This window comes from Catenulispora sp. EB89 (assembly GCF_041261445.1).
Lineage (GTDB): Bacteria > Actinomycetota > Actinomycetes > Streptomycetales > Catenulisporaceae > Catenulispora.
In genome coordinates this window covers 100,966-125,835 of record NZ_JBGCCU010000005.1, presented here as the reverse complement: position 1 = coordinate 125,835, position 24,870 = coordinate 100,966, and the positions used below count along the sequence as shown (strand labels likewise).

Here is a 24,870-nt window from a genome sequence, read left to right as displayed (position 1 = left end):
CGGCCCCGTAACACGAAGAACCCTGGTCCGGCTCGCAACGCCCGACCAGGGTTCTAACCGTAAATATGTTCAGTGGAGCCAACGAGACTCGAACTCGCAACCCCCTGCTTGCAAAGCAGGTGCGCTACCAATTGCGCCATGGCCCCGTCAGAGCGGTCCGCCTCCCGAACCCGGGAGACGGACCGTGCCCCGGCTCTAGCTGCCGAGGAAGCCGGATGAGCGGTTCTCAGGCCGAAGGAACCGGGTCGGTCGCCTCGGTCCAGAGGTCCTGCTCCGACTTGTCGGACTGGACCTGCCGGTAGACCAGCAGACCGCCGATGGCAGCCACTACGAGCAGAAGCAGTTTCTTCACGTGGCCACCTCCCTTCTGGTAGACGTCTGTGCCCCCGAGCTTAACAGCAGCGGGGCCCAATAGGAGCTGTGAGCGGTACTACGCAAAAATGCGGAGCTGTTCCGCTCGTCCCGGGTACGGATGTCTACGCGCCCTGTCCAGGGTCTGGCCGCTTCTGGGCGGCCACCAGGCACGGCGTGGCGCGTTGACGCTCCTGAGGGCGCCCGGGAGGCGCCCGGATGCCGGCGCGCGGGCGCCCGGCGGGCCCCAGCCGGAGTCGCGTGGGGAGGAGTACGCGACACCGGTCGGCGCCGACCGGGCACCGCTGACGTCCCGGGCCCACACAGCCCGGGACGAGTCAAATGACGGCCGAGTGGCGACCGGCCGGCGCCGGCACTAGACCGACTACCAGCCACCCGTCACACGTTCGAAACCGAACCCCTACGGCCGCGCGTAAGAAACCAGCGGCATGGAGCTCACGGCCACAACTTCCACCGAGGCACCCGGATGCGGCGCGTGAATCAGCATCCCGTTCCCGATGTACATCCCGACGTGGTCCACATAGCTGCTGTTCCCATAAAAGAACACCAGGTCACCGGGCTGCGCCGAGGAAGCCGGAATCGCCGGGAGCCCCTGCATCTGCGCCGTGGCGGTTCGCGGGATCTCCACCCCGGCCGCCTTCCACGCCGCCTGCGTCAGCCCCGAGCAGTCGTAGCCGCCCGGGCCCGTCGCGCCGAAGATGTACGGCTTGCCGAGCTGCGCCTGGGCGAACGCCACCGCCGCGGCCGCGCGGCCGGACACCGACGGGATCGTCAGCTTGGTGCCGCCGCCGTTGGTGGTGGTGCCCGACCCGGAACCCGATCCCGATCCCGAGGACGTCGTCGTCGTGGTCGAGTGCTGCGAGGCCGCCTGGGCCGCCGCCAGGGCCGCGGCCTGCTGCCGGTCCTGCTCGGCCTTCAGCTCGGCCCGCTGCTGGGCCTGGAGCGAGTTCAGCAGCGCCTGGGCCTTGGCCACGTCGCCGTCGAACTCCTTCTTGGTCGCCTCGGCGGACTTGGTCTGCTGGTCCAGCAGCGCCATCTTGGCCGCCGCCTCCCTGGCCTTGGCCGCCAGGTCCGCCTTCTGCTGCGCCAGCAGGCTCAGCGTGCCGGCGTTGTCCGCCTGGACCCGGCCCACGGTCGCCGACATGTTGAGCATCGTGGAGGGGTCGGACTGCATCAGGAGCTGCAGGGTGGGGTCGACGCCGCCGCTGCGGTACTGCGCGGCGGCCAGGCTGCCCAGGCGGGTCTGGGTCTGCGACATGGTCGCCTGCTCGGCGCTGATCTGGCGGTTGATGCCGTCGACCTGCTGCTGGAGCTTGGCCTCCGCGTCCTGCGCGGTGTTGTACGCCTCGTCGGCGTGGGCGGCCTGCTGGTAGAGCTTGTTCAGCTGGTCGTTCACCTGGGCGATGGTGGGCTGCGGGTCGGCGTTGGCGACGCTGGGCACCAGGACCATGGTCCCGGCCGCGGCCGCGCCGATCGCGAGCTTGGTGTACTTCGGGGCACGCGGACGACGATGTCGGGCATTGACAGTCATGCGAGCTTCTGGGCTCCATCTCCTCCTTGTCCGCCTACCGGGTTAGCTGACGGATTCGGACTGAAGAAGTAGCCCTACGGTCGCACGCGCACACACGACGGCGAGTGCACGCCGACCGATTCACCCCACTGGCGCCACCCCCGCGTCGCCGCACGGGTCGCACCCACGAACCTGGTTCCCCGGCTCCGCAAGGTACGCGGACTCGGCGGTGCCTCGACGCCCGGAACCTGCTGGCCCGTTGGGAGCGGCGAAGCCCTGTGGACGTTAGTCACCGGCAGCCTGCCTAACAAGCGACAAGTCCATGATTCGTTCAGCGAACGCTTAGATACCGGCCACCCTTCGGGCGGGGACGAGTACCGGCTGTAAACGAAACCAAAGGCCCAGGCGCGCCGAATTCGGGCGCGACCTGGGCCGCAGGGACAGATGTCCGGTTAGCGGAAAAAGCGAATCCTGCGACGTTTGTTGCTCGACGTTGTGACGTCCGTCTCAAACGCCCGCTCGCCCTTGTTGTCATGGAACACCCGCACCGGGAGCATGGCGGCGTTCACGGGGTGTGCCTTGTTGTCATCCGCAGGACTCTTCACAGACACCGGAGGCATGACGATCTCGACCGGTTCGCCGTTCATGTCCGGCAGGACCGCGCCGACCAGGCGCACCTCCTGCGGTTCCTTGGGACCGGACTTCGCGCCCGGGCCATACAACAGGTTGCTGATTTCCAGCCAGGTCTCCTCGACGTGCGATATGTAGTCCAGACCGCGGCGGCCCAGCGGGGCGTCGCCCACGGCCTTGGCGTTGAACCGGCCGTAGCCGAGGATCCGGCCCAGCAGGTCCCGCTCCACCCGCATGTCGTTGACCTTGCCCAACGGCAGCGCGTCGAAGGACCGGGTGATCACGCCGTGGGTGTGCAGGATCCGCTTGTTGGTCACGATCAGCAGGTCCTGGTTCCACACCGCGACGTTCCAGGCTGTGTAGAGGAAGGCGATACCGGCGACCGCCCACGCCCCGAGCCGCAGTTTGCCCGCGTCCGGAGTGGAGAAGATGTCGATACCCATGGCGGCGACCGCCGCCGCGACCGCGACCAGCACCGGGATGATGATCGCGGCCAGATGATGTCGGACCGCTATGACCAGACGCTCGCCCGGCACGAGGAACCGTTTGGCGCGGTCTTCGAGCTCGGGCCGGAGCAACATCCGGCCGTACAGCGGTGGCGATGAGTCGGACACGTCGGGTTACCGTCTCGCGTCGATCAGCTTGAGACCAGGTTGTGGAACGTGTCGCCGAGCGTCTTGCCGACGCTGGCCACCCAGTTCAACGCACCCTGGACCAGGTTGCCCGCGCCTGACGGGTTCTGGACCACGAAATAGACCAAGAAGAGCACGATGCCCCACTGCACGGCCGGCTTGAGTTTCACGTCAGATCCCCTTCATCTGGACGGTCGAGGTGCCGCGCGACCGGAGTCAGCATCATGCGAGGCGTTCCCGGTTCACTCCTACCTAACAGCTTCCCCACTGTGTCAAAGCCTAGCCGGGGCAAAGGGTTTTGATCTCGTCCAGCCGCAAGGCCGACGATAACGACTCAGTGGACTTCTGTGTCAGGGGGCACACATACGCAGCATTCCCCGGCTAGGTTGATCGCATGCAGATCGGTGTCTTGACCGAAAACGCCCCGTTCGAGCGCCGGGTGGCGCTCACTCCCGAGTCCGCGGGACGCCTGATCGCGGCCGGCCACAGTGTGTACGTCCAATCTGGCGCGGGCCAAGCGGCCGCCGAAGACGACGACGCCTACCGCGCGGCGGGCGCGATCATCGCGAAGAGCCCGGAAGAAATCCTGGCGAACATCGATCTCTTAACCGCTGTCGGACAACTCGATCAGCAGACCGCCGCCAAGCTCAAGCCCGGCACCGCGGTGATCGGCCTGTCCTCCCCCAAGGACGGCCGCGGCCCGGCCGGCGTCCTGGTGGACCGGCACGCCAGCTTCTTCGCCCTGGAGCTGCTGCCCCGCATCACCCGCGCGCAGTCGATGGACGCGCTGTCGTCCCAGGCGATGGTGGCCGGCTACCGCGCCGCCCTGATCGCCGCCGAACGGCTCCCCCGCTTCTTCCCGCTGTTGATGACCGCGGCCGGAACCGTGCCGCCGGCCAAGGTCGTGGTCCTCGGCGCCGGCGTGGCCGGCCTGCAGGCGATCGCGACGGCCAAGCGGCTCGGCGCGGTGGTGGAGGCGTACGACGTGCGCGCCGCCGCGGCCGAGGAGATCCGCTCGCTGGGTGCCAAGTCGATCACCCTGGACATCGAAAGTCAGACCTCCTCCAGCGGCGGCTACGCCAGCGAGCAGGCCGCCGACGCGGCGGACCGGCAACGCAAAGCCCTGGCTCCGTTCGTGGCGGCCGCCGACGTCGTGATCACGACCGCCGCGGTCCCCGGCCGTCCGGCCCCGCTGCTGGTGACCACCGAGATGGTGGAGAAGATGCGGCCCGGCTCGGTGATCGTCGACCTGGCCGCGGACAACCCGAACGGCGGCAACTGCGAGGTCTCGCGCCCCGGCGAGGACGTCCAGCACCAGGGTGTGCTGGTCCACGGCGGCCGCAACGTCCCCAGCCAGCTCGCCGCGCACGCCTCGCGGCTCTACGGCGCGAACATGTCCGCTTTCATCCTGGCCATCTGCCAGGACGGAGTGCTTTTATCAACTCCCGAGGACATCGCCGCCGACGAGATCGCCGCCGCCTGCTGTGTGCTGCTGAAGGGTGAGTTCAGATGAGTTCCACAGCGTGGTTGACGGTCTTCGTGCTGGCCGTCTTCCTCGGCTTCGAGGTCATCTCCAAGGTCTCCTCGATCCTGCACACCCCGCTGATGTCCGGCGCCAACGCGGTCCACGGCGTGATCCTGGTCGGCGCGATCATCGCCACCGGGTCCACGACCGACAACCTGCAGCTGGTGATCGGGCTGCTGGCGATCGTGATGGCGACGGTGAACATGGTCGGCGGGTTCGCGGTGACCGACCGGATGCTGGGGATGTTCGCGAAACCGCGGCGGGCTCCCGGTGATCCCGGGGGCGGGGGCGGAGGTCGGGACGCCTCGCCGGCCTCTCCCGCTGCCTCGGGTCCTTCAAGCCCCTCGGCTTCGTCGGCCTCCCCCGGGGAGGGCGGCAAGTGAGCAGCGCCTGGAGAGACACCGCGTACCTGATCGCAGGGATCTGCTTCATCCTCACCCTCAAGGGACTGTCGGCGCCGCGCACCGCACGCCTGGGGACGCTGATCGGGTCCTGCGGCGCCGCGCTGGCCGTGATCGTCGCCCTGACCACGCCACACCTGCAGCACTTGGGTCTGATCATCGGCGCGATCGTCGTCGGCGTCGCGATCGGCCTGCCGACCGCGCGGCAGGTGCGGATGACCGCGATGCCGCAGCTGGTCGCGCTGTTCAACGGCGTCGGCGGCGGGGCGGCGGCGCTGGTGGCCTCCGTGGAGTTCCTACGGCCCGGCAAGGGGATCGAGCACGCGGCCACCGCCGATCTGGCGGCGACCGCGTTCACCATCCTGGTCGGCGGGGTCTCGTTCTCCGGATCGATGATCACGTTCGCCAAGCTGCAGGAGCTGATGACGACGCGGCCGGTGGTGCTGCCGGCCGGGCGCTGGGTGACCATCGGGGTCGCGGCGGCGAGCGTGCTGTTCGCGGTGTTCCTCGTGCCGTGGCCGAGCACCGCGCTGATGGTGCTGCTGGCGCTGCTGTCGCTGGCCTTCGGCGTGCTGTTCGTGCTGCCGGTGGGCGGGGCGGACGTGCCGATCGTCATCTCGCTGCTGAACGCCTTCACCGGTCTGACGGTCGCCGCGAGCGGCTACGTGCTGAGCAACACGCTGCTGGTGATCGCGGGCACGCTGGTCGGGGCGTCCGGGACGCTGCTGACCCGGATGATGGCCGCCGCGATGGGACGTCCGCTGACCGGCACGCTGTTCGGGGCGTTCACGGCTACCGCCAGCAGTGCCGGGACCAGCGGCGACGGCGCGGCACGGCCGGTGCGGACGTCGTCGCCGGAGGACGTCGCGATCCTGCTGGGGTACGCGCGCAAGGTGGTCATCGTCCCGGGCTACGGGCTAGCGGTGGCGCAGGCGCAGCACACGGTGCGCGAGGTCGCGGACTTGCTGACGTCGCGCGGGGTGCAGGTGTCGTACGGGATCCACCCGGTCGCGGGACGGATGCCGGGACATATGAACGTGCTGCTGGCCGAGGCGAACGTGCCTTATGAGTCGCTGCTGGAGCTGGACGCGGCGAACTCGGAGCTGGCCTCGGCGGACGTGGCCGTGGTGATCGGGGCGAACGACGTGGTGAACCCGGCGGCCCGGCAGCCGACCGGCTCGCCGATCTCGGGCATGCCGATCCTGGACGTGGACCTCGCGCAGCAGGTGGTGTTCTGCAAGCGGTCGATGCGTCCCGGGTTCGCGGGAGTCGAGAACGAACTGCTGTACGCGCAGAACACTTCGCTCCTGTTCGGGGACGCGAAGGAGAGCATGGCGAAGGTGCTGGCGGCGCTCAAGGCGCAGTGATGCCTGTGAAGGCAGAGGGCCTGTGCGGACAGAGGGTCTGCACGGGCATCAGAGACGACTGTGGGGCCGGTTCTCCGGCCCCACAGATGTTTTCTCGCTCAGGTCGGTTCTAGGCCGAGACGGTCCCGTAGAGGCGGTCTCCGGCGTCGCCGAGGCCCGGGACGATGTAGCCGTTCTCGTTGAGCCGCTCGTCGATGGCCGCTGTGACGATCGCCACGGGCACGTCCAGGTCGGCCAGCGCCTCCTGCACGGCGGCGACGCCCTCGGGCGCGGCAAGCAGGCAGACGGCGGTGACCGAGGCGGCGCCGCGGTCGGCGAGCAGGCGGATGGCGGCGATGAGCGTGCCGCCGGTGGCCAGCATCGGGTCCAGCAGGTAGCACTGGCGGCCGGCGAGGTGCTCCGGCAGCCGGGTGGCGTAGGTGGAGGCCTGCAGCGTGTCCTCGTTCCGGACCATGCCCAGGAAGCCGACCTCGGCGGTCGGGAGCAGGCGGACCATGCCGTCGAGCATGCCGAGGCCGGCCCGCAGGACCGGCACCACGAGGTGCCGCGGACCGGTGAAGGTGACCCCGCGCGCCTCGGCGACGGGGGTGACCACCGTGGTCGGCTCCACCTGCGCGTTGCGGGTGGCCTCGTAAGCCAGGAGCGTCACCAGCTCGTCGGCGAGCGAGCGGAAAGTGGGGGTGTCGGTGCGCGCGTCCCGCAGCACGGTGAGCTTGTGAGCGACAAGCGGGTGGTCGACGACATGAATGGACACGGTGGGCATGGGCAAACGGTATCCGACGAGCCGAGGTGCTGCACCGGTAAGCACTGGACAAGCACATACGGTGACAAGGTAACCTCTCAAAAAGGTCAAACCGCCGGCTTCCGGAAAAGGGGACCGGCGCTACGGGAAGGCGGTGACGAGCAGATGCCCGCAGACCAGCCGCAACCGCAGCCCGCACCGGCGCGGGAGGCACGAGACCGCAAACGCCGTCGCGAGGACTTCCTCGCCGACCTGGCCGAGGCCCAGCGCCTGCGCGAACGCGTGGCGCCGCGGCGGGCCCGGATGGCGCGGCTCAGGCAGCAGCAGCTGTTGAGGACTTTCTTTTACTAGAGGATTTTCTGGCCGGTTCGGCTAGAGGTACCGCTACAGGACGCCACTTGGGCAGTTGGGCAGTCCTGAGCCCGATGACGCTGAATGGTTGCGGCGCCGCCGGTTCCCGAGATGGGGACGGCGGCGCTTTATTGTGAGGTTGATCGCCTGTGGCTTCGATCACACGCACACGCACACGCGACAGGGCCGGCACGCAGGCTGACATGCAGGGCTGACATGCACGCGACTACCATGCACCCACTCCACCGACGACCCCGGCGAACGGCCAGACTGAACCCATGACGACGCCCACGCAGCGCCGCTACGAACCCTGGATGCGCCTGGCCCTGGCCGAGGCAACCGCGGCCGAAGCCACCGGCGACGTCCCCATCGGCGCGGTCATCCTCGACCCCACCGGCACCGTCATCGCCACCGGCCGCAACACGCGGGAAGCCGAAGGGGACCCCACCGGGCACGCGGAGATCGTCGCCATCCGCGCGGCGGCGCACACCCTCCACGAGCGCGCAACGCATAGCGACCCGGCCGCGAGCCCAGCCAGCTGGCGGCTGACGGACTGCACGCTCGTGGTCACCCTCGAACCATGCACGATGTGCGCGGGCGCGATCGTGCTGTCCCGCCTCACCCGCGTCGTCTTCGGCGCCTGGGACCCGAAGGCCGGCGCAGCGGGGTCGCTGTACGACGTCCTCCGCGACCCGCGCCTCAACCACAACCCGGAAGTGGTCACCGGAGTCCTCGATCAGGAGTGCGCAGACGCACTCGACCGCTTCTTCGAAGGCCGCCGCCAAAAGTGACCGGAGCACCGGCGGACATCCGGTAAGGTGTTCCACGGTGACGTGTCCGAGCGGCCTAAGGAGCACGCCTCGAAAGCGTGTGAGGTGCAAGCCTCCGTGGGTTCAAATCCCACCGTCACCGCTTCTAAGACAGCCCCTGAGCTGCGGTGACGCAGAGCAGGGGCTGTTCTATTCCGACCATCCATGGGGATCCAGGCCCCATCGGAATGCAACCAGGAATGCAACCGGCCGCCTCAGATGCAGCCGGGACAGACCTCTGGCCTGGGGTCCTAGCGCAACCTCACACGCTTTTCCGAGATGTACATCGCTTACACCTCAGCAGGCGGACAGGCTGGCCGGGGTAGGGCCGCAACGTGTACCGCTGCGAGCACCTACGACCGCGGTCCAAAATCCTCCAGGACCTGGCGGGTCAGCCTTCGCATCTCGAGTGCGCGGGAGTCGTGGCGTGCACAGTACGGCTCTAGCCGCTTGTCCAGGTCCCGCAGCTCTTCACGCACCGTGAGGTCGCCATTGTCCAGGGCGTCGAGCCGGGCGTCGTCGGTGAACGTGATCAGGGCGCTGAACAGCCCACCGAGTGCTGCCTCCACCTCGGTGCCTGGCAGCGGTGCGCCGCCTGAGTCCCCGGTGATGAATCTGGCCGGACGTTCCAGCTGCCAGCCTGCCACCCGATTGTCCTCGATGAGCAGGAAGCAGTCCTCGGCCAGACGGACGCGTCGTCGGTCCGGCGAACGAGGCGTCGGCTCCAGCGGCTCGTATCTGAGGATCAGCGTGGTCCCCGCCGGGTCGATCCAGCGGGTGGTTCCTTCCGGTCGGGCGAAGTCCCCGGGTACGGCGAGCGCGATGGTCCCGGTGGCAGTCGGCGCCTCCGCCCAGGCTTCAGGATCCGGTCCTGGAGTGTTGTCCGCGGGCAAAGCCGCAATGATCTGCACCAACTCCGAGGAGGCACGGTCGAACCTCCAGTATTCGGCGGCGTTCCAAAGCCACTCGCTACTGCCGGTCGTCGCAGCTAGTCGAGCCTCAGAGGGCTGATCATCCCCAGCCGGCAGGTATATGGCCAGGCTGTCCAGGCGCAAGGCCGGCTGCGTGGCGAAAGGCTCGCCCGGGACGACACGGGCGAATGTCCCCGGGGCGAGCTCGATCGGATCCGTGGTGGTCATGAAGCCATCCTTGCTGATCCGGCGGTGATTCTGGACAGGTGGACGGCTCCCATGGCTACACCTGGACGGCCGGTGCCAAGAAGCCACCGTCTCCGTCCGGGATTCCCCCGTTGACGATCATGTCGTGGGTGATCGGCTTGCCCGGATCGGTTGGCAGGCTACCTGGGTACGCCTTGGCGCCGGAATCGTTCAACGGCCCTCGCGGTCCATAGCTGGTCTGGATGTGTCCTCTGGTGGCGCCCTTGCCGTCCAGTACCACGATGTCGTCACCCTGCCGAACGATGACGCGGTCCCCGGTCCCGGTGGAGGCGTAAACGGCGTCGGGGTTCCGCAGGATGTCGTCCTCGACGTCCTTCGGGAGGTGCCCGTGGTAGCCCTTCGGCGGCGGGCCTGCCTTGCGCTGCGCGGTGCCTTTGTCGTTGACCCTGTCCTGCGCCTTCTGGAACGCCTCGCGGGCCTTGTCACAGCTGATCAGACCGAGCGGGTCGCTCCAGCCCAGCGGGTTGCGCACATAACCGTGGTGGTTCGGCGCCGCGTCCAAGCCCAATGGGTCTGGGCTCGTGTACCGGGCGTTCTCGGCGTCGTAGTACCGGAAGAAGTTGTAGTTCCACCCCGTCTCCGGGTCGTGGTACTGGCCGGGGAAGCGCAGCGGGCAATCGGTACGCGAGCCCGGTGCCGTAACTGCCTGGCCCCACACACTCGCGATCTGCCGCCACGCCACCGCCCCGGTGGCGTCCACCAATTCCTGTGGCGTGCCGACCAGGTCGGTGACGATGGCGTGGAACTCGGAGTCGATCTCGTCGCTCGGGGCGTCGGTGGCCCAGGTTCGGCGGGTCTGGCCGGCGACCCGATCCGTTCCCGGCTCGTAGTCCCAGGTCACAGTGGTGGTGCGGCCGTGCTCGTCGACCTCGGACTGCTCAGCGAGCCGGGTGCCGTCCCAACTGAACCAAACGCTGGTGACGCGCTCGCCGCCCGGGGCGAAGCGGTGCTTGGCGATCCGGCGGCCCAGCGGATCGTGGTCGTAGGTCCAGCGGCCGCCGTCCGGCGTGGCGACCTCCACGAGACGGTCCTGCGGATCCCACGTGTAGCTCCAGCGCTTCACCTGGCCGGACAACGTACGGCGTGAGCACCGCACGATCCGGTCTTGGTCGTCATACTCGTAGGTCGTCCGTCCGGCTCGCTTGATCAGCGTGCCGGTCCCGGCCCGGCCGCCGTTCGTGGAGGAGTCGCCGGGCACCTCGGACTGTAGGAGGTTCCCGTACGCGTCATACTGATACGCCTCGTGCCACGACGCGCCGTCGACTGCGGTCACCCGGCCAAGCGGGTCGAGCTCGAAGGCCCGGTCTCCCCGTAGGAGGTCGGTGATCGCAGTCACCGCGCCGTCGGCCCGGTACCGGTATGCGCGTTCCTGGACCCGCCGGGACTCCGGTCGGATCCCACCGGTCGACGTCATACCAGCCCAGATCTGCTGGCCGACGACCCGGCCGGTGACGTCGTACGACTGGCAAAGCACCGCGTCGGCGCCGAGACCCCGGGAGATTTCCCGGCCGGCCTCGTCGTAGACGAAGGACAGCGCCGCGGCGCTGCCGCGCAGCGAGGTCACGTGTCCGGATGCGTCGAAGCCCCATCGTGAAACGACGCCACTCGGGCTGACGCGGCCCACTCGCAGTCCTCGCGCATCGTACTCATTGACCAATGTTTGACCATTGACGGTCTCGGTGAGGATCCGACCAACAGCGTCACGCGTGTAGTCCAGGCGAGAGCCGGGACCCTCGGCGCTCAGAATGCGTCCGACCGCGTCATAGGCGAAGGTCGTGACCGCATCGCCAGAGCGCCGGACCATAGCCCGGCCCAGCGGGTCACGCTCGAAGGCGACGGCCGGGCCGCCGGCCACCCGGCGCTCGGCCAGCCGACCCGCCGGGTCCAGGACGTAGTTGAGCGCGCGGCTGTTGAAGTCGCGCTCGCCGACCAGCCTGCCGGCAGCGTCGAAGCGGTAGGACCACACCGCGCCGGCCGGGTTGGTGACGCCGACCAGGCGCAGTTCAGTGTCATAGGAGAAGACATGCCGCGCGCCGTCCGGGGTGGTTCGTGCGGTCAACAGACCGAAGACACCGTATTCGCTGGACGTGACGCCGCCGGCCTCGTCCCGATGCTGCCGCAGGTTGCCTTCGGCGTCGTAGGACCACTGCTCGGTGCTGCCGTCGGCCCAGCGCCGCTCCAGCATTCGGCCCTCGACGTCCCAGACCATCGTGGTACGGACGCCGAGCGGTTCGGCTATCTCGACTGCGCGGCCGAACGCGTCCCGGGTGATTCGGGTGTCGTGGCCGTCGGCGCCAGTGAGGACAGTGGGCAGGCCGGCGGCATCCACGGTCATGCGCAGTACGGCACCCGCGGCATCCACGCTCGCGATGAGCCGCCCTGCGTCGTCGTACTCGTGGCGGCTGGCCGCCCCGGTCGGATCCAAGACCCCGATCAGGTTGCCACGCGCGTCGTACGAGTACTGCCATACGGCGCGATCGGCTCCGACGACACGGGTCGCAAGGCCCAGGCTGCCGTATTCGACGTCGATGACGCCATCCTCCGGCAGCAGCACTCGGACCGGCCGGCCCTGTTCGTCCCGTTCCAGCCGCGTCACGGCACCGAGCTGGTCGGTGGTGGAGAGCAACTGGCCGTGGCGGTCGTACTCGGTACTTGAGATGTGGCCCAGAGCATCGATCACCGTCGTGACATGGCCGAACTCGTCATAGTGATAGGTCGTGGTCGCACCGAAGGAGTCGGTGAAGACAGTGGTCCGCGCTGCGCTGTCAAAAGAGAAGCTGCCGGACAGATACCCGCCGTCGCCGACGGTCCGCACAACGCGGCCCAGGGCGTCGTATTCGTAGGCGTAACGGTTCCCGACCCGATCGGTCCAGGCCGTGATCCGGTCCTCGCCGCTGTACTCGTAGCGGAACGGAAGGCCCGATGAGTCGACAACACCGGTCAGCCGGCCTTGAACGTCGTAGTCGAAAGCCCGGACGACAGTCGATCCGGGCGAGCCGCCCACAATACTGTCGCGGGACGCACCCGTTCCGTGGTCATCGCCGAGCAGGCGCAGACCAGTGATCCGGCTCCCCACACCTGTGACGACTGTGTCGACCGCGACGCGGTAATCGGCGTACGTCACGGCCTGCGGGGTACCGCTCTGGTCCCTGGCGATCACTACACGATTGCCATTGCGATCCGAAATCGCCGTCAGGTCTCTGATCTCGCCTTGCTCATCGCGATGGTGCGCCAGTGGATAGTGGTAGGTATGGCCCAGCGAAGAGTCGGTGATGCGAATCTCGTCCAGGTCCCGGTCCCACACCAACGGCCAACGAGCGCCGCGGTCTGGCAGGACTGGCGCCTCGGCGGTGTCTGGTAGCGGATAGTGCAGGGTCTGTGCGTCGTCCCCGGCGAAGTGGATACCCGCAGCGTTGATCGCAATTCGCTGGTCCAGCGTGGACGACCAGCCGGGACCGAACAATCGGCCGTTCTGATAACCGGAAGCGTACGCGCGGCGCAGGACCAACGAAAGCACACCGGGCAACGCCAGATCGGTCTCAGTGATCAGCATCTGACCGGAGACTACGTCAATCGGGTCGTTCTCACAGACGGCGGGCTCGTTGCCGTCGACGTCACGCGCGCTACTACCCAGGCTGTCGGCCTCCCCGTCGAGCGCGCCGGCTTCACCTTCCAACGCTCCCGCTTCGCCTTCGAGGTCTTCGGCCCCGGAGCCCAGGGCCCGGCCGCCGACGAAGGTCAGCGCGAGCATGCCGGCGCCGAGAAGCGCGTCGCCCCAGTGACCTTGCATGGCGTCGCCGATGGCGCCGATGGCCGTGCCTGCCAGCGCGATGATGTTGTCGGCCTCGGCCAGCGCCGCGGTGACCACGTCCACACCGGGGATCCACGAGGTGGCCAGCGCGATGATGTCCAGGATTGGCGCAAGCTCGCCGGCGATCTTGCCGATCTCCCCGCCCCACTTGGACAGGTCCTCGCCGACGTGGTCCCACCAGGACTTGTTGTGGATGCCGTCGGATTGGGCGTGGTGCAGGGCGCTGGCGCAGGTCTTGGCGGCGCTGATGCGGTCGTTGTAGGCGTCGTTGGCCTGCTTGGTCAACGCAGCCATCTTGGCCTTGGCGTTGTCCAGATTCGTCTGCGCGGTGTCATGCGCGGTCTGTGCGTCAGTGACAGCCTGCTGATTCGGGTTGGCAGCCTGGTTCTGCTGCGCCGTCTTCAAATCCGATGTCGCGCTGTTGGCGTTAGTCGTAGCGCGCTGCAGATCGGCATGCGCATCCTGCGCTTGGCGAAGCGCCGTGTCGGCCTTGGTCTGTGCGGCCTGCAACTGCGGCCAGTACGCGGACAGTGCGTCGGAGGCTTCGCCGTAGGACGTGTACAGCTTTTGCAGGCGCCCCGGCAGAGGACCGTACTTGCCCTTGAACGCATCGGCAGTCTGGCCCACCCATTGCAAGGCCGCGGTGTCGGAGCCGAATGAGTTCAGACTTCGGTACGCAGCCTCTACATCATGTGCGAAGTCCCCAAACTCCTTGGCCAGAGCCTGCACAGACTCCACGACACCAGGTGTCGGGTCACCGTCCAGACCGAGAACATCCCAACCAGTCGGGCGCACCAACGTCGAACCCCTCCCCCGTTTTACGTCAGTCAAGCGCACGTGAGTGACAGAGTTCTGTCGCCTACGTGATCACCCCGGTGGGGAGTCTACTCAAATGCACCATTGACCGGTAACCCTCGATGCTGAGGCGTCTACAGAACGTGGCAAGGGCTGGTCAGCCAGTACTGCGCGCCGCAACAAGCCGCCCGCGTCGGTCAGGCTTAAGGGTTGCCTTCCGGGTTACATTCCGAAGCGGCAGCTGCTGCTCTCCTAGAGCGGCCCGCGGACTAGAACGCTGAGATGTGAAGGCTGCCCCATGCAGCAAACGGGAGGTCGGTGCGCTTCGCAGCGGGGAATGTCACACCTCAACGCCTCTGTCGCCTTGGTCGGCAACGGAAAAGGAGTCCATCAGGCCATTGCGTCGAGGGCTACTGGAGGAGCTTCCCGTTGTCACCGACCGGCTCCGAACCCGACGGGTGGTTGTACCTGCCAGAAGGCCAGACACGTGTTCCCACCGGGTACGACAAGAGCGCGACCGGTTGCCCGGCCGCGCTCCCTGCCGCAGGCATCGTCACCTGGTCGGACCGGTGATCCGACAGCGGCGGGACCAATTGCCCTAGTCGTGTTCGGACTGCGGCTGTTCAGCGTTCGAGCAGGGCGATGCGGATGGCTCGTTCCACGTGGGCTGCGGTGTTGGCGTAGCCGGCGGCGTTGGGGTGGACGAGGGTGAGGCGCTTGTTGATGGGGGCGCAGTTCAGGAGTGTGCCGGGGAGTGAGGTCGGCCAGTAGTCCGCGGCGTCGCCGCAGATTCCCTCGACCCACTTGGTGCCGGCCGGCTTGCAGGCGTCGTGGCCGACGCTGGACGAGTAGGTGTCGACGTAGCGGTCGCCGAAGAAGTTGGAGACTCGCTGGATTGTGTTGTTCAGCTGCTTGAGGACGTCGTCACGGAGCCAGTTGATGTCGGCGGGGGTGACGGCGCCGAGCTGGGTGAGGCTGAAGCGGGTGCAGTCGCTGCCTTGTTCCGGCAGCACGGCCGGGTAGCCGACGGTGATCACCTTGGCGTTGGGTGCGGCCTCGTGGACCTTGGCCAGCATCTCGATGTACTCGTCCTGGACGCGGGCGAGCTTGTCCTGCATGCTCTCCTCGCCTGCGGGGGGATTGGTGTAGTAGTCACGGCACGACTTGCCCAGCAGGCCTGTCTCCTGGCACTTGAGGAGGATGCCGCCGAACGGCAGGCTGTTGCCGCCGACGCCGATGGTGACGACGTCGGTTTTGTTGTCCAGCTGTGCGCGCTGGATCTGCGTGGGCACCGTGGGCCAGCCGTCTGCGGGAGGCTGGACCGGGCTGATCGGTTTCTGCCTGTCGGTGGCGATGTCGGCGATGGTGGCGTTGCCACAGCTGACGTTGGTGAGGTGGACGGGTTTGCCGGGCGGGAACTCGGCGAGCTCCCGGTCGACGACGTCGGGGTAGGCGTTGGTGGTGCGGTCGCAGCCGTCCCGGCTGGCGTCGCCCAGCGGGGGCAGCGGGTCCCCGACGAAGCCGCCGGCGGTGTAGGAGTCGCCCAACGCGGCCCACTGGTACGAATCCGCCGCGCCGGCGGAGGCCAGGGGCGAGAGCGTGGACGCCGTCAGTGCGAGCCCTACGGCCAGAGCGCGCACTCGTTGGCGGGAAACATGTCGCATGGAATCTCCAGGATCTGTGAAAGACACCCGAGGCCTGAGTCGACTCCGGGCAGGGGGCACCCTTTTACTAGATCGCCAAGGTGTCCCGAACAAGATCATCCATGCTGTTGACCTGCCCTTTTCGCAAGGCTGGGCCGACCACACTCGAACGAGTCAATAGTCAGATTTTCAGGGCACGGTCGTCGACGAACGGTTCGGCAACAGCGGCCCAGTCTGCGCCCATCGCGCATCACCCAATCCGCCGCCGGACCAACGAGCTCGTGATCTCTGCTCAGACCCCTGATTGGTCAACCAGCAGGTTGCAGTTGCCTCGCCTGAGATGATTTGAGACAGTTCGATCGCCTGCTGAGACGGAGGCTGGCGCCGGCTGGCCGACGCCCCACAGAAGACGGCCGGGCGCCGTACACGCCGTTCAAGTGGGTGCCGACATCCTGCGTCGGCGCCACGCTCGGACGGTCGAGCCCGTCCCGGCGGCCGGTGTCGCGGCTATATTCGAACTCTGATTAAGTTGGCGCGCAAACCCCTTATCGGCTCAAACGAGCCTGATACAGCTTGTTTCCGGAGGGGGATCCCATGGTGTTGCCCAAGTTCAGGAGTGCCTGGCGGAGATCGACGTCCGCGGTGTGTGCGTTCGCGCTGGCTGTCGCCGGGTTGGTCGGCGTCGTCACTGCGGCGCCGGCGCGCGCGACCACGGCGATGGATCTGGCGTACGTGCTGAACTCCGGTTCCGGCACCGACGGCGTGAACGTGGTGGATGTGGCCACGAGCACGATCGTCGGCACGATCCGGCTGGGGGACAGCCCGAGGCGGGTCGTGACGAGCCCGGACCGGCGCACCGCGTACGTCCTCGGCTACGACGGCTCGGTCTCGGTGATCGACGCGGGCACCAGCACGGTCACGCACACCATCTCGGCCTGCGGCGAGCCCGGGGCCGCGGCGATGAAGCCGGACGGCTCCCAGCTCTGGGTCGGTTGCGGCTTCACCGGCATCGTGGTGATCGACACCGCGACCGCGACGGTCACCAAGACCATCAGCATGCGCGCGGACGTAAGCGGCCTCACTTTTGCCGCTGACGGTTCCACCGTCTACGCGTCGTACTTCGTCTTCTCGACGGGCACTCCCGGCATCGAGGCGATCGACAGCGCGACCGGCGCGGTCACTGCCGGTATCGACGACGAGAACTACAGCTTGGGACTCGTCCTCAGCCCAGACGCCGCCACGCTGCTCGTCTCGCAACAGCACTCTGACTCGGTCGCGGTGGTGGACACCGCCAGCAGCACCGTCGCCGCCACGATCCCCATGGGCGGGAGTCCCGACGGCGGTGTCCTGAACCCGGACGGAACCGCTGTCTACTACTGCGTCAACGGCACCGACATCGAGGTCGTGGACTTGGCCAGCAGGTCGATCACCAGAACGCTGGCGCTCCCCTGCGGCGATCCGACCTACACCGCCGGGTCGCTGGCGTTCGCCCCCGATGGGAACACCTTGTACGCCATCCTGGGCAGGACCGGCGGCGTATCCGTGATCGACGTCCCGACCGGGACCGTCACCGCCACGATCCAGCCCGGGGTCGCGCTCGACAACCCGGTGGCGGCGGCCGCGTTCGTCCGAGCCGCGCTCGTGCCGACGGTGACCGCCGTCAGTCCCGCGCAAGGTTCCGAGGCCGGCGGCAAGGTCGTGATCTACGGCGGTCCGTTCAGCGGCGGCGGTGGCGTCACCGCTGTGAGCTTCGGTGGGGTCCCCGCCACCAGCTTCACCATCGACTCCGACTCGCAGATCACCGCCTTCGCCCCGCCGCAGACCTTCCGTACGGTCGCGGTCACCGTCACCAACGACAACGGCACCAGCGCCGCGGGACCCGCCGGCGGGTACACCTACCTACAGGCCGCACCGGCCATCAGTGCCCTGACTCCGAACAGCGGAGTGTCCAGCGGCGGCACCACGGTCGTCATCACCGGCACCGACCTGTCCATCACCAAGTCGGTGTACTTCGGCGGCACCGCGGCCTCCTCGTTCACCGTGGACTCCCCCACGCAGGTCACCGCCGTGACGAGGGCACAGACCAACGGCACCGTGAACGTGTCGGTCACGAACGCGATCGGCGTCAGCACGTCCGTCCCCAGCAGCCAGTTCACGTTCTTCTCCCCCGTACCGGTGGTGACCGCGGTCAGCCCCGCCACAGGCCCGACCGCCGGTGGCAGCACAGTCACGATCACCGGCATCCGCTTCACCGGCACCTTCCGCGTGGCCTTCGGCGGCGTCGCGGTGCCCTACACGCTGAAATCCGATTCGACGATCACCGTCGTCACACCCGCGTGGTCGTCGACGATGGCACCCGCAGCGGGAACATCGGGCTCGAGCCAGCCGGGAGGCGTTGTCGACGTCACGGTCACCACCGACGTCGATACCAGCGCGATCAGCGCGGCTGATCAGTACATTTACGTGGCGCCCGCCTGAGCCCTAGGTCCACGACCACCACAACAAGACCGCGTTCAGCCTTCGCCGAGCACAGCCTGCGCCGCGTTGTACCCGGGGATGAACGTGATCCCCGGGCCGCCGTGGCAGCCGGCACTGCCGAGGTAGAGGCCTTTGATGCCCAGGGGTTGGTCCGGGTGGCCGTTCGGGCCTGGGCGGTTGGGGCCCATCTGGTCCGGGTGGAACAGGCCGTGGCAGAAGTCGCCGCCGGGGGCCGCGAACATTGTGGCCATGTGGCGCGGGGTGAAGGTCGTGTGCTTCGTGATCAGGCTTTCGAAGTTCGGGGCGATGCGGGTGATCTTGTCGATCACGCGTTGGCCCATCTCGGCCTTGAGGCGGCCGTAGTGCGCGTGGTCGGCCTCGACGGGGAACCACAGGGCGAAGGCCGATGCCGCGTGTTTGCCGGGCGGGGCTAGGTCGGGGTCCTGGGCTGAGGGGATCTGCAAGGCAATGGTCGGGTCGGCCGGGACGATGCCGCGGCGGCAGTCCTCCCACTGCTGCTGAAGTTCCTCCGGCGTGCTGAACAGGCCGATCGCGGCCTGCATCGTCGGTTCGTTGAGCAGTTCGTACGGCTTGGCGAACTCCGGGGCCGCGTCCAGGGCGAAGTGCATCTGGACGTAGCTGCCGCGGTGGTCGACGCGGGAGTAGCGGTCGCGGACATCGGCGGCGATTGCTTCGGCCGGCACCAGGCCGGTGACCGTCAGGTCCGGGGAGACGCAGGAGACGACGACCGGTGCCTCGAACGTCGTCCCGTCGGTGAGGCGGACGCCTGTCACGCGTGAATCGGCGACCAGGATCTGCGCGACCTCGCTGCGGAGCAGCAGTTCGCCGCCGTCGGACCGGAGCCGTCGTTCCAGGTGCTCGGTGAGAGTTCCGATGCCGCCGCGGAGCTTGTGGGTCAGGACCGTGTTCTCGTCCGGAACCGCGAGGCCGAAGGCCAGGGCCGCCGCGCTGCCCGGTGTCGCCGGTCCGCGGTAGGTGGTGTTGCAGGCCAGGAGCGCGAGCATGCCGCGCAGGGCGCCGTGCCGCTCCTTGTCCGGGAGGTAGCGGTCCAGGACGTCCGTCACCGAGCCGAACAGGAGATCGGTGATGCTGGTGCGTTCGAGCTCGTTCGTCGCGCAGGCGTACATCTCGTCCAGGGATTTCGCCGGCCGCGCGGCGTCGAAACGGCCGAGGGCACGGGTCGGCGCCTGGCTCCAGGCCATCAGCATGGCCAGGCCGTTGGCCGCGTCCTCGCCGTGCACGTCGACCAGGTGCGTGAACATGCGCATCGGATCGGTGAAGTAGACCAGGGGCTCGTCGCCGATGCCGCGCATCGAGACCGACATGACGTCCATCTCGATGGTCGGCAGCCCGTCGAGGCCGAGGGCGCGGCTCACCACGGCCGACGTCGGGAACTGGACGGAGCCCGCGATCTCGAATCGGTAGCCGTCGAAGAGCTCCACGGTCGAAGCCATGCCGCCCGCGTAGCGGTTCGCCTCCAGGCACACCGTGGCCAGGCCCGCCTGTTGCAGCAGGACCGCTGCCGCCAGGCCGTTGTGGCCCGAACCGATGACGATCGCGTCGTAGCGCTGCATCGCGCGCCGCCTTCCCGGGTCGCAGATCCGCCGCCTTCCCGTTCTCGGCGCACCGTCGCACTCGGGGCTCCTATTGTCAATATTGACGAAACATGCCGTCGACGAGCCCGCCGTCCAGCGACGCCAGCGCGGCGTGGCAGAGCTCTGCCAACTCCGGCAGCGAACGCTCGTCCCGCAGCATCCAGACCTCCATCGCGCCGAAGACCGCGGCGGCGACACACCGCGCGGTCACCGTGACGGCCAGGCGCTCGGCGACCGCGTCCCGGTCAAAGCCACGCGCGGACGGCCGGTGCGCCAGCCGCTCGGCGACAGCCCGCGCGAAGTCCGCCTCGACGCCGCGGATGTGGCGGACGATGCGCTCGGCGTCGAGTGTGCCGGAGCGCAGTGTCGCGATCTGTGTCACGGCCTGGACGTCATAGGGGAAGGCTAGAACCGCCACCCGTACCGATTCTGTGATCGGCTCGTCGTCCGGACGCGCGGCCAACGCGCTGCGGAACCAGTGCAGGCCGGCGTCGTAGTCGGCGAACAGCAGGTCGTGCTTGGACGTGAAGTGGCGGTAGAAGGTCCGAAGCGACACACCCGCGTCGGCCGCGATCTGTTCGGCGGAGGTGTCCTCGACGCCCTGAGCGAGGAACCGCACCAGCGCGGCACGCCGCAGCGCCTCCCGCGTCCGCTCGCTGCGCACCGTCTGCGCCGACCTCGCCATGAGCAGAAGATACCGTTGCCGGCCGGTCGGCGACCGGACGTCGCCGACCTTGTTTTGTCACCATTGACAAAACAAGGCGCTGGATCGACGCTCGCGAAATGGTCGCTCTCATCGTGCACGCGATCCTCGGCGTGACGGTCGTCTGGCTCATCGTCGCTTCGAACCCGGCGGTGTTCCGCCGCCCGGAGACCGGCCCCGCAATCTCAGTGCTCGAATTCCTCTACTACACGGCCGGCATCGCGTCGGTCGCCGTCGGCTGGTATTTCAACATCCGATTCGTGCAGGAATACGCCCACGGCCACACCAACCCGATCTGGGGCGGCGGTAGTTGGGCCCAGTACATCAAGCTCATGTACGCGAACCCCGCAGCGAGTTCCGCCGGCCAGGACTACACGATCGGAAACCTCGTCCTGCTGCCGCTGATGACCATCGTCGACGGCCGGCGTCGAGGCATCAGGCGCCCGTGGCTGTTCTTCGTCGCCAGCCTGTTCACGAGCTTCGCCTTCCCCTGGGCCCTCTACCTGGCTGTCGTCGAGCGACAGCGGCGGCTCGGCGAACCACGCACCGCAGCATCCTGAGACTCAACAGGAAGACACAGGAGACCCGTGACCACAGAACCGAAGAGCTTGACCGAGTTGGCCCGGGAAGCAGTCCTGGCCCACGTACGCCACTGGAACGCGCAGGACAAAGAGTCCTGGCTCGGACTCCTCGCCGAGGACGTCGCCTACGAGGACCCGGTCGGCACCGTCGCGGCCCGCGGCCGCGACGTGATGTCCGTCCAGGCCTGGGACAAGTCCTTCACCCCCGAGAAGCTGTGGGTCCTGGAACCGGTCCTCATCATCGCCTGCGGCCGCGAAGCCCAGGTCCACATGCGCAACCACGGCGCGGTCGCGGGCCGTCCCGCCTGCGTCGACAGCATCGAGCTGTGGCGCGTCAACGACGACGGGCTGATCGACTCGGTCCGGGCGTTCTGGGAACCGCCGGCCGAGATCCACGCGCACCTGGGCCTGGCCTCCTGGACCGGGCCGACCGAGCTCCCGGCGGTCGATCGGGGCGACTGACGCGGGTCAGTCGTCCTCGTCCTACTCCAGCGCCTGCCGCCCGATCGACCGCGGCTCACGCCCGGCGAACACCCACCCGCCGACCGCTGCCGCCGCCGGAATGCCGACGACGATCAGCAGCACGTCGGTCACCGGCACGTTGTGCATCTGGGCGCTGAGTTCGTCCTGGAAGTAGCAGACGATCCCGACGTAGGCGACCACCGTCCCCAGCACCGAGGACAACAGCCCCAGCGCCCCGGCCGTCGCGGCCGTGATCGCCCGGCGCGTGCGCCGCCGCGCGCCGGTGGCGGCCAGGGTCCGCAGGTCCCCGGCGGTCTCGCTGCGCACCAGGCCGACGGTGGTCGCCAGGATGCCCAGGGCGAGCAGGATGCCGATCGCCGAGGCGAACCCGAGGACCTGGTTCAGGGTCGGGATGTTGTTGCGCGTCTCGATCGTCAGGGCGTGCGCCGCGGCCAGCCGCCGTGCGGCGGCGGCCTGCGTGTCGGTCAGCGACTTCGGGATGTGAATCAGCCAGCTGTCGGCGGCGGTCCCGAGGTGCATGACGTCCACAGCGTGCTGGGTCAGCACGAGATTGGGCTCGGAGGTGCCGGTCGGGAGCTGCGCGAAGTACTGGACTTTCGGATGCGTGAAGGGTGCAGACGCCGCCCCTTCGGGCGAAGGGCCCTGACGATGCGGGATGATGCCCAGGTTCGCCGCCTGATCCAGTCGCTGCCTGGCGGTGATGATCATCGTGTCCGGGCTGATGGCCGCCGGGTCGATCCCGTAGTGCCGCAGCAGTTCCGGCGTGGCCACATAAACGACACCGTTACTGCGGCAGTTGCGACCACCGCTTCCGCCCGAGCAAGTACCGACTCCAGCCTCCGCGATGTCCAGCGGCAGGACATCGGAGGAGCCGACAGCCGTGCCGATCGCCGCGGCAGCGGCCTGGTCCTGCGCCGCAGTGGTGGTGGGTTGTGACGCCGAAGACCCGAAGCCCTGCGCCACGTCCGACGACCCGCCGGCGACGATAAACGCGTTGTACGGCAGGTTCGGCCCGACGTAGTCAACACTGTCGGAGAAACGGCCGGCGGTGATCAGGATGACCGCCATCGCCATGAACACCGCCACCGAACTGGCCGCCAGCGCCGGTCCCGATCGTGAGCGGTAGCGCGCCACGTCCCGGAACGCGACCCGCGCCGCGAACGGCATCCGGCCGGCGACGGTCCCCAGCGCCCCGGCGGCGACCGGTGCCACCGAGATCAGCCCGAACACCGCGCACAGCAGCGCGGCCAGCACCACGACCTGCGCCCGGCCGCCGCCGGTGGCGGCGATCCCGCCGCTGACGAACAGCAGCACCGGGGCGGCCGTCAGCAGGACCACCGGCTTCCAGGCGGTACGCACGATCGGCTTGGGCGGCATCGGCCGCCGGGCGAGCGAGGCGACCACCGACATCTGCGCGGCGTCCCGTGCCGGCCGCCGGGCTGCCAGCGTCGCGGTGGCGACCGCCAGGACCATGGCGGTGCCGATCAGCCACCACGGCACCTGGCTCCAGGACACGTGGTGGTTGACGCTGGCCGAGAAGCCGGGCGCGTAGGCGATCCAGACCGCCAGGCCGAGTACGGCCCCTGCGACGGCCCCGGCCACCCCGACCACCGTGCCGTTGGCGACCATGACCCGGCGCACGTCGCGGTCAGTGGCGCCGAGCGAGGCGAGCATTCCCAGGGCACGCTGGCGGCGCTGGGCCAGGACCGTGAACCCGGCCACGGACACCAGGCCCACGAAGACCAGACCGAGGCAGGTGAAGATCAGGACCAGGAAGGCCGGCGGGATACCGGACGCCGCCTGCGGTGTGATCGGCTGGACGTGCTGCGGGAAGGTGAAGCCGGCGAGCGACTCCGCGGTGGCGTGGAAGAGCACTGTGGCTTGTACCGGCCCGGTCAGGGCTCCCGGGGCGACGAGCGCGAAGGCGTCGCCGAGGTTCCAGGGGTTCTCGACGGTGCCGACGACGGCGTAGTCGTGTCCGGCGGCGTGCCAGGTGTCGCCGACGTGCAAGCCCAGCTGGGACGCCAGATTCGCGGTCAACGCGGTCTGGCCGGCGCCGGTCGGCCAGTGCCCGGAGCGCAGGGCGAGCAGAGGATTCCCGTACAGACCATTCGGGTCCTGCGACCGCAGCTGCGCGCCGCCTTTGGCACCGGTGGCAATATCCTGATTCTCGATGACGTCGACACCGCCGAAGTGCGTGCGGACGGCGTCGATGTCGGCGGCCAGAGCCGCGCTGCCGCCGTCGCCTTCCAGCACGACCTGATGGGAGGCGGTACCGAAGGTGGATGTCGGCGGAACCGGCGCGTTGGTCAGGATCGCGCCGCCCAGCGTGGTCACCGCCACCGCTGTCGTGATCAGCGCGAGGACCAGGATCTGCTGGCGCCATTCGCGACGGAACAGCCGCCAGGCCCAGCGCCGAACGGCCCGCTTGGCCGGTCGGCCACCGCGCGGCGGGCGATCGGCGCGCTCCCGTTCGAGCACTGCGGCGGGCGTGGCGGGCGTGCCAGGCGTGGCGCCGGCGCTCACCGCCCGCTCCCCGGAGCCGACTCCAGCAGCGACTCAGGACGCTGACGCAGCGCCTGGTCCACGATCCGGCCGTCGCGGATGAACACGACCCGGTCGGCCCACGCCGCGAGCTGCGCGTCGTGGGTCACGAACACCGCGGCCACACCCCGCTTGCACGCGGCCACCAGCAGCCGCATCACCGCCTCGCCGTTGGCGGAGTCCAGCGCGCCGGACGGCTCGTCGGCCAGCAGCAGGCCGCGCTCGCCGACGATCGCGCGGGCGATCGACACGCGCTGGCGCTCGCCGCCGGAGAGCTGGTCGGGGAAGTGGCTCGCGCGGTCGACCAGGCCGAGCGCCTCCATGGCGGTCAGGGCTGCCACGCGCGCCTTGCGGGCCGGGACACCGTCGAGCTCCAGCGGCATGGCGACGTTCTCGGCCGCGGTGAGGCCGGCGAGCAGGTTGTAGTCCTGGAACACGTAGCCGATGCGGCGGCGGCGCAGCGCGGCCTTGGCGTCACGGCTGAGCGAGGTCAGCGACCGGCCGTCGATGAGCACGTCGCCCTCGGTCGGGTCCTCCAGGCTGCCGGCCACGGTCAGCAGCGTGCTCTTGCCCGAGCCGCTGGGGCCCATGACGGCGACCAGCGAGCCGGCCTCCACGCTCAGGTTGACGCCCTGCAGCGCGTGCACCTCGGTCGATCCGTCGGTGTAGGACTTGGAGACGTTCTTCAGCTCGAGCATG

The 24,870-nt window shown here is 68.6% G+C and carries 20 protein-coding genes, 2 tRNA genes and 1 riboswitch; of the genes, 9 read left to right on the top strand and 13 right to left on the bottom strand.

What is annotated here, in order from left to right; translation table 11 throughout:
* Positions 1–73: 73 nt before the first annotated feature.
* From ABH920_RS12835 to ABH920_RS12815, 5 genes are all read right to left on the bottom strand, one after another.
* A tRNA-Ala gene (locus ABH920_RS12835) sits at positions 74–146 on the bottom strand.
* A gap of 80 nt (positions 147–226) precedes the next feature.
* Positions 227–352 (bottom strand): DLW-39 family protein, encoded by a 126-nt coding sequence (locus tag ABH920_RS12830; protein WP_015797105.1) that lies wholly within the window; start codon positions 350–352, stop codon positions 227–229.
* Between the two features lie 420 nt (positions 353–772).
* Complete coding sequence (locus ABH920_RS12825; RefSeq protein ID WP_370349149.1) at positions 773–1,903, bottom strand: NlpC/P60 family protein; 1,131 nt, start codon at positions 1,901–1,903, stop codon at positions 773–775.
* Between the two features lie 17 nt (positions 1,904–1,920).
* A riboswitch (cyclic di-AMP (ydaO/yuaA leader) is annotated at positions 1,921–2,121 on the bottom strand.
* A gap of 213 nt (positions 2,122–2,334) precedes the next feature.
* Complete coding sequence (locus tag ABH920_RS12820) at positions 2,335–3,126, bottom strand: PH domain-containing protein (RefSeq protein WP_370349148.1); 792 nt, start codon at positions 3,124–3,126, stop codon at positions 2,335–2,337.
* 23 nt (positions 3,127–3,149) lie between these two features.
* Positions 3,150–3,314, bottom strand: coding sequence for a hypothetical protein (locus ABH920_RS12815; protein WP_344665575.1), 165 nt, complete (start codon positions 3,312–3,314; stop codon positions 3,150–3,152).
* Positions 3,315–3,538: 224 nt separating this feature from the next.
* On the opposite strand from ABH920_RS12815, the gene ABH920_RS12810 reads away from it, so the two are divergent.
* From ABH920_RS12810 to ABH920_RS12800, 3 genes are read left to right on the top strand one after another with little or no spacing between them, the layout of a single operon-like run.
* Positions 3,539–4,657, top strand: a complete 1,119-nt coding sequence (locus tag ABH920_RS12810; RefSeq protein ID WP_370349147.1) for an NAD(P) transhydrogenase subunit alpha — start codon at positions 3,539–3,541, stop codon at positions 4,655–4,657.
* Positions 4,654–5,052, top strand: a complete 399-nt coding sequence (locus ABH920_RS12805; protein ID WP_370349146.1) for an NAD(P) transhydrogenase subunit alpha — start codon at positions 4,654–4,656, stop codon at positions 5,050–5,052. Before ABH920_RS12810 ends, ABH920_RS12805 begins: the two co-directional genes overlap by 4 nt.
* Complete coding sequence (locus tag ABH920_RS12800; protein ID WP_370349145.1) at positions 5,049–6,437, top strand: NAD(P)(+) transhydrogenase (Re/Si-specific) subunit beta; 1,389 nt, start codon at positions 5,049–5,051, stop codon at positions 6,435–6,437. The genes ABH920_RS12805 and ABH920_RS12800 overlap by 4 nt, the downstream gene beginning before the upstream one ends.
* Positions 6,438–6,546: 109 nt before the next feature.
* Here the strand turns inward: ABH920_RS12800 and upp are convergent, their stop codons facing one another.
* Complete coding sequence (gene upp / locus ABH920_RS12795) at positions 6,547–7,191, bottom strand: uracil phosphoribosyltransferase (protein ID WP_370349501.1); 645 nt, start codon at positions 7,189–7,191, stop codon at positions 6,547–6,549.
* A 153-nt stretch (positions 7,192–7,344) separates the two neighbouring features.
* On the opposite strand from upp, the gene ABH920_RS12790 reads away from it, so the two are divergent.
* The 3 genes from ABH920_RS12790 (at position 7,345) to ABH920_RS12780 (ending at position 8,442) form a co-directional block, all read left to right on the top strand.
* A complete protein-coding gene (locus tag ABH920_RS12790) occupies positions 7,345–7,530 on the top strand; it encodes a hypothetical protein (protein ID WP_370349144.1) in 186 nt (61 codons plus the stop codon).
* A gap of 278 nt (positions 7,531–7,808) precedes the next feature.
* Positions 7,809–8,321, top strand: a complete 513-nt coding sequence (gene tadA / locus ABH920_RS12785) for a tRNA adenosine(34) deaminase TadA (RefSeq protein ID WP_370349143.1) — start codon at positions 7,809–7,811, stop codon at positions 8,319–8,321.
* Positions 8,322–8,357: 36 nt separating this feature from the next.
* Positions 8,358–8,442 (top strand) — tRNA-Ser (locus ABH920_RS12780).
* Positions 8,443–8,692: 250 nt separating this feature from the next.
* On the opposite strand, the gene ABH920_RS12775 is transcribed toward ABH920_RS12780, so the two are convergent.
* From ABH920_RS12775 to ABH920_RS12765, 3 genes are all read right to left on the bottom strand, one after another.
* Positions 8,693–9,478 (bottom strand): hypothetical protein, encoded by a 786-nt coding sequence (locus ABH920_RS12775; protein ID WP_370349142.1) that lies wholly within the window; start codon positions 9,476–9,478, stop codon positions 8,693–8,695.
* A gap of 55 nt (positions 9,479–9,533) precedes the next feature.
* The gene (locus tag ABH920_RS12770; protein ID WP_370349141.1) at positions 9,534–14,066 is read right to left on the bottom strand and encodes a DUF6531 domain-containing protein; all 4,533 of its coding nucleotides are present in this window, start codon (positions 14,064–14,066) and stop codon (positions 9,534–9,536) included.
* Between the two features lie 680 nt (positions 14,067–14,746).
* On the bottom strand, positions 14,747–15,787 hold the full coding sequence (locus ABH920_RS12765; protein ID WP_370349140.1) for an SGNH/GDSL hydrolase family protein: 1,041 nt from the start codon (positions 15,785–15,787) through the stop codon (positions 14,747–14,749).
* Between the two features lie 573 nt (positions 15,788–16,360).
* Here ABH920_RS12765 and ABH920_RS12760 point away from each other — a divergent pair.
* The gene (locus ABH920_RS12760) at positions 16,361–18,244 is read left to right on the top strand and encodes an IPT/TIG domain-containing protein (RefSeq protein WP_370349139.1); all 1,884 of its coding nucleotides are present in this window, start codon (positions 16,361–16,363) and stop codon (positions 18,242–18,244) included.
* Between the two features lie 35 nt (positions 18,245–18,279).
* On the opposite strand, the gene ABH920_RS12755 is transcribed toward ABH920_RS12760, so the two are convergent.
* Both ABH920_RS12755 and ABH920_RS12750 read right to left on the bottom strand, forming a co-directional pair.
* The gene (locus tag ABH920_RS12755) at positions 18,280–19,839 is read right to left on the bottom strand and encodes a phytoene desaturase family protein (protein ID WP_370349138.1); all 1,560 of its coding nucleotides are present in this window, start codon (positions 19,837–19,839) and stop codon (positions 18,280–18,282) included.
* A gap of 76 nt (positions 19,840–19,915) precedes the next feature.
* A complete protein-coding gene (locus tag ABH920_RS12750) occupies positions 19,916–20,545 on the bottom strand; it encodes a TetR/AcrR family transcriptional regulator (protein WP_370349137.1) in 630 nt (209 codons plus the stop codon).
* 98 nt (positions 20,546–20,643) lie between these two features.
* Here ABH920_RS12750 and ABH920_RS12745 point away from each other — a divergent pair, with 98 nt between their 5' ends.
* Together ABH920_RS12745 and ABH920_RS12740 are read left to right on the top strand one after the other, a co-directional pair.
* Entirely contained in the window at positions 20,644–21,123 is a 480-nt protein-coding gene (locus tag ABH920_RS12745; protein WP_370349136.1) for a DUF2834 domain-containing protein, read from the top strand.
* 27 nt (positions 21,124–21,150) lie between these two features.
* Positions 21,151–21,606, top strand: a complete 456-nt coding sequence (locus ABH920_RS12740) for a nuclear transport factor 2 family protein (RefSeq protein WP_370349135.1) — start codon at positions 21,151–21,153, stop codon at positions 21,604–21,606.
* Between the two features lie 21 nt (positions 21,607–21,627).
* Here the strand turns inward: ABH920_RS12740 and ABH920_RS12735 are convergent, their stop codons facing one another.
* Together ABH920_RS12735 and ABH920_RS12730 are read right to left on the bottom strand one after the other, a co-directional pair.
* A complete protein-coding gene (locus ABH920_RS12735) occupies positions 21,628–24,153 on the bottom strand; it encodes an FtsX-like permease family protein (protein WP_370349134.1) in 2,526 nt (841 codons plus the stop codon).
* On the bottom strand, positions 24,150–24,869 hold the full coding sequence (locus ABH920_RS12730; RefSeq protein WP_370349133.1) for an ABC transporter ATP-binding protein: 720 nt from the start codon (positions 24,867–24,869) through the stop codon (positions 24,150–24,152). Before ABH920_RS12730 ends, ABH920_RS12735 begins: the two co-directional genes overlap by 4 nt.
* Position 24,870: the final 1 nt, after the last annotated feature.

What these genes read in the sequence shown, in the direction of transcription:
- ABH920_RS12825 (WP_370349149.1), bottom strand. Translation starts at nt 1,903, where the DNA reads ATGACTGTCAATGCCCGACATCGTCGTCCGCGTGCCCCGAAGTACACC.
- ABH920_RS12810 (WP_370349147.1), top strand. Translation starts at nt 3,539, where the DNA reads ATGCAGATCGGTGTCTTGACCGAAAACGCCCCGTTCGAGCGCCGGGTG.
- ABH920_RS12805 (WP_370349146.1), top strand. Translation starts at nt 4,654, where the DNA reads ATGAGTTCCACAGCGTGGTTGACGGTCTTCGTGCTGGCCGTCTTCCTC.
- ABH920_RS12790 (WP_370349144.1), top strand. Translation starts at nt 7,345, where the DNA reads ATGCCCGCAGACCAGCCGCAACCGCAGCCCGCACCGGCGCGGGAGGCA.
- tadA (WP_370349143.1), top strand. Translation starts at nt 7,809, where the DNA reads ATGACGACGCCCACGCAGCGCCGCTACGAACCCTGGATGCGCCTGGCC.
- ABH920_RS12775 (WP_370349142.1), bottom strand. Translation starts at nt 9,478, where the DNA reads ATGACCACCACGGATCCGATCGAGCTCGCCCCGGGGACATTCGCCCGT.
- ABH920_RS12765 (WP_370349140.1), bottom strand. Translation starts at nt 15,787, where the DNA reads ATGCGACATGTTTCCCGCCAACGAGTGCGCGCTCTGGCCGTAGGGCTC.
- ABH920_RS12760 (WP_370349139.1), top strand. Translation starts at nt 16,361, where the DNA reads ATGGTGTTGCCCAAGTTCAGGAGTGCCTGGCGGAGATCGACGTCCGCG.
- ABH920_RS12755 (WP_370349138.1), bottom strand. Translation starts at nt 19,839, where the DNA reads ATGCAGCGCTACGACGCGATCGTCATCGGTTCGGGCCACAACGGCCTG.
- ABH920_RS12750 (WP_370349137.1), bottom strand. Translation starts at nt 20,545, where the DNA reads ATGGCGAGGTCGGCGCAGACGGTGCGCAGCGAGCGGACGCGGGAGGCG.
- ABH920_RS12745 (WP_370349136.1), top strand. Translation starts at nt 20,644, where the DNA reads ATGGTCGCTCTCATCGTGCACGCGATCCTCGGCGTGACGGTCGTCTGG.
- ABH920_RS12730 (WP_370349133.1), bottom strand. Translation starts at nt 24,869, where the DNA reads ATGCTCGAGCTGAAGAACGTCTCCAAGTCCTACACCGACGGATCGACC.